The sequence below is a fragment of the Streptomyces beijiangensis genome, from assembly GCF_017315755.1.
GTDB classification, from domain to species: Bacteria; Actinomycetota; Actinomycetes; order Streptomycetales; family Streptomycetaceae; genus Streptomyces; species Streptomyces beijiangensis.
Window position 1 is genome coordinate 1 of the sequence record NZ_JAFLRJ010000522.1, and the last position, 4,043, is coordinate 4,043.

Here is a 4,043-nt window from a genome sequence, read left to right on the forward strand (position 1 = left end):
ACAGGGCAGGCCCCCGGCGCTGTGTGCCGGGGGCCTGGCCTGTGTTCGGGGTGTTGCGGGGTGGCTCAGTAGCGGTAGTGGTCCGACTTGTACGGGCCCTCTACCTCTACGCCGATGTACGACGCCTGCTCCGGGCGGAGCGTCGTGAGCCTGACGCCGAGGGCGTCCAGGTGGAGGCGGGCGACCTTCTCGTCGAGGTGCTTGGGGAGCACGTAGACGTCGGTCGGGTACTCGGACGGCTTGGTGAACAGCTCGATCTGGGCCAGGGTCTGGTCCGCGAAGGAGTTGGACATCACGAACGAGGGGTGGCCCGTCGCATTGCCCAGGTTCAGGAGACGGCCCTCGGAGAGGACGATCAGGACCTTGCCGTCCTCGAACTTCCAGGTGTGGACCTGGGGCTTGACCTCGTCCTTGACGATTCCCGGGATCTTGGCCAGGCCGGCCATGTCGATCTCGTTGTCGAAGTGGCCGATGTTCCCGACGATCGCCTGGTGCTTCATCTTGGCCATGTCGGCGGCCATGATGATGTCCTTGTTGCCCGTCGTGGTGACGAAGATGTCGGCGATCGCGACCACGTCGTCGAGCGTCGCGACCTGGTAGCCGTCCATCGCCGCCTGGAGCGCGCAGATCGGGTCGATCTCCGTGATGATCACGCGGGCGCCCTGGCCGCGGAGGGACTCCGCACAGCCCTTGCCCACGTCGCCGTAGCCGCAGACGACCGCGACCTTGCCGCCGATGAGGACGTCGGTGGCGCGGTTGATGCCGTCGATCAGGGAGTGGCGGCAGCCGTACTTGTTGTCGAACTTCGACTTGGTGACCGCGTCGTTGACGTTGATCGCCGGGAAGAGCAGCTGGCCGTCACGCATCATCTCGTACAGACGGTGGACACCCGTGGTGGTCTCCTCCGTCACGCCGCGGATCTCGGACGCGAGCTTGGTCCACTTCTGACCGTCCTCGCCGAGGGTGCGGTTGAGGAGCGTGAGGATGTACGCGTACTCCTCGGAGTCCGCGGTCGACGGGTCCGGGGCCTTGCCGGCCTTCTCGAACTCCACGCCCTTGTGGACCAGGAGCGTGGCGTCTCCGCCGTCGTCCAGGATCATGTTCGGGCCGCCGGTGGGGGTGTTCGGCCAGGTCAGCGCCTGCTCCGTGCACCACCAGTACTCCTCCAGGCTCTCGCCCTTCCAGGCGAAGACCGGGACGCCCGCGGGGGCTTCCGGGGTACCCGTCGGGCCCACCGCGATGGCGGCGGCGGCGTGGTCCTGGGTGGAGAAGATGTTGCAGGAGGCCCAGCGGACGTCGGCGCCGAGGGCGACCAGCGTCTCGATCAGGACCGCGGTCTGCACGGTCATGTGCAGGGAACCGGTGATGCGGGCGCCGGCGAGCGGCTGCGTCGCCGCGTACTCCTTGCGGATCGACATCAGGCCGGGCATCTCGTGCTCGGCGAGCGTGATCTCCTTGCGGCCGAAGACGGCCAGGGAGAGGTCGGCGACCTTGAAGTCCTGTGCTGTGGCGACAGTCGTCATGCGAGCTGCTCCTCGTGGGGCTGGTCGAGGGTGGTTGCTTCCGGATGGCTGTGCTCTGCGGACGCGGGCGTACGGGCATAGGAGTGCCCGGGCGGTCGTGCACGCAGTGCGCAGTCCGTCGGAGGCCCTCTCTCCCTCGGACGGACCGCAGTACGGACCGCCCGACCGCCATCAGCAGCGACGTCTGGCTCTGGTCACGAATCTACACCGATCGGCCCAGTGGACCCCAGTCCGGATGGGCAGAGGCTCTGTCCGGTGGGGTGTTGACGGTCCGCGTCAGTGCGTGGGCTCGGGGCTGGGGCCGCCCGGCGTCGCGGCCGGGTTGTTGCCGGCGGCCGCTGCCGAGTCGCTGTAGATGTCCGGCTCCAGGTAGATCACGCGGGCGATCGGGACGGCTTCGCGGATCCGGGACTCCGCCGCGTTGATCGCCGCTGCGACCTCCGCCGCCGAGTCGTCGTGCTGGACCGCGATCTTGGCTGCGACCAGGAGTTCCTCGGGGCCGAGGTGGAGTGTGCGCATGTGGATGACCGAGGTGACGGTGTCGTGGTCGACGATCGCCTGCTTGATCTTGTCGACTTCCTCGATGCCCGCGGACTCGCCCAGGAGCAGCGACTTCGTCTCCGCCGCCAGGACGATCGCGATCAGGATCAGCAGGATACCGATGCAGAGCGTGCCGATGCCGTCCCAGATGCCCTCGTCGGTGATGACGGCGAGGCCGACGCCGCCCAGGGCCAGGACCAGGCCGATCAGGGCGCCGAAGTCCTCGAGGAGTACGACGGGGAGCTCGGGGGCCTTCGCGCGGCGGATGAACTGGGACCAGGAGAGGGAACCGCGGGTCGCGTTGGACTCGTTGATCGCGGTACGGAAGGAGAAGCCCTCCGCGATGATCGCGAAGACCAGGACGCCGACCGGCCAGTACCAGTTGTCGAGGGAGTGCGGGTGCTTGATCTTCTCGTAGCCCTCGTAGACCGCGAACATGCCGCCGACGGAGAACAGGACGATGGAGACCAGGAAGGCGTAGACGTAACGCTCGCGGCCGTAGCCGAAGGGGTGCTCCGGTGTGGCTTCGCGCTTGGCCTTCTTGCCGCCGAGCAGGAGCAGGCCCTGGTTTCCCGAGTCGGCGAGCGAGTGGACGCTCTCCGCGAGCATCGACGACGAGCCACTGAAGAGGAACGCCACGAACTTCGCTACCGCGATCGCGAGGTTGGCGCCGAGCGCCGCCACAATCGCCTTGGTTCCGCCTGACGCGCTCATGAGTGGGCCGGGTCCCTTCGTAGGTGCTGGCTGCAGGCCTGTTCGGCCGCACATTGTTGCATCAGGCCACCACTGTGGCGCGGAAGACCGTCCCGGGACCGGTGAGCGTTGCCTTCTCGCCCGCGGGTACGAAGACCGACTGGCCGGGGGTGAGGGGGAATTCGCCCGCGGTGGGGGTGCCTGCGGTGCAGAGCAGGATCTGGGGAGTGGTGGAGGGCAGTTCCACGGGGGCCGCGTCCTCGGGCAGGGCGTAGCGGGAGAGGCGGAACTCGTCGATGGGGGTCTCGTAGAGCTCTTCGCCCGTCTCGGACCCCGCCGCGGCAGCGGCTGATGTCACAGCCGGGCGCAGGACGCCAGGGCCCGTCGCCTCGAAGCGGACGATCTTGAGGAGTTCGGGGACGTCGACGTGCTTGGGCGTGAGGCCGCAGCGCAGGACGTTGTCGGAGTTCGCCATGATCTCCACGCCCATGCCGTCGAGGTAGGCGTGCGGTACGCCGGCGCCGAGGAACAGTGCCTCGCCGGGCTGCAGTTGTACGTAGTTGAGCAGCATTGCGGCGATGACGCCGGGGTCGCCGGGGTAGTGGCGGGCGATCTGCGCGTACGGGGCATGGGCGCCGCCGAGGCGTTCCGCCGCCGCTGCCGCTTCGGTGACCGTGGCGCGCATCTCGGCGGGGTCGGCTGACAGGACCGCCGTGAGGACCTCGCGCAGCGCCGCCTCTTCGGGGCGGGCGCGCAGGATATCCACGTACGGCTTGAGGGAGTCCACTTCGAGGGCGGCCAGCTGGTCCGCGGCCTCGGCCGGGGCGCGGAAGCCGCAGAGGCCGTCGAAAGGGGTGAGCGCGCAGATCAGCTCGGGCTTGTGGTTGGCGTCCTTGTAGTTGCGGTGCGGGGCGTCGATGGGGACCCCGGCGCGCTCCTCGGCCTCGTAACCCTGCTGTGCCTGCGCGAGGTCGGGGTGGACCTGGAGGGAGAGCGGGGCGCCGGCCGCGAGGATCTTGAGGAGGAAGGGGAGGCGGGGGCCGAACTTCGCTACCGCCGCTGTGCCGAGCTCGGCCTCCGGGTCCGCGGCGATCAGCTCGGAGAGCGGCTGGGCGCCCTGGCCGCGGTCCAGGCGCGAGGGAGCTCCGGGGTGGGCGCCCATCCACATCTCTGCCTGGGGTTCGCCGGTGGGGGCGGTGGCGAGGAGGGCCGGGATGGCGGTCGTGGAGCCCCAGGCGTACGGGCGCACGGTGTTGGCGAGGCGGTCCATGGAAGCTCTCTCTGGGG

The 4,043-nt window shown here is 69.2% G+C and carries 3 protein-coding genes; all 3 read right to left on the bottom strand.

Features of this window, described 5'->3' with window-relative positions; genetic code table 11:
• Positions 1 to 65: 65 nt before the first annotated feature.
• The 3 genes from ahcY to manA all read right to left on the bottom strand — a co-directional run bounded on the left by ahcY (position 66) and on the right by manA (position 4,026).
• The gene (ahcY, locus tag J0695_RS36270) at positions 66 to 1,523 is read right to left on the bottom strand and encodes an adenosylhomocysteinase (protein WP_206969028.1); all 1,458 of its coding nucleotides are present in this window, start codon (positions 1,521 to 1,523) and stop codon (positions 66 to 68) included.
• A 276-nt stretch (positions 1,524 to 1,799) separates the two neighbouring features.
• A complete protein-coding gene (locus J0695_RS36275) occupies positions 1,800 to 2,777 on the bottom strand; it encodes a cation diffusion facilitator family transporter (protein ID WP_206969029.1) in 978 nt (325 codons plus the stop codon).
• A 61-nt stretch (positions 2,778 to 2,838) separates the two neighbouring features.
• Positions 2,839 to 4,026 carry a mannose-6-phosphate isomerase, class I gene (gene manA / locus J0695_RS36280; RefSeq protein WP_206969030.1) on the bottom strand — a complete coding sequence of 396 codons (1,188 nt, stop codon included), beginning with the start codon at positions 4,024 to 4,026 and terminating at the stop codon, positions 2,839 to 2,841.
• Between the last annotated feature and the right edge of the window lie 17 nt (positions 4,027 to 4,043).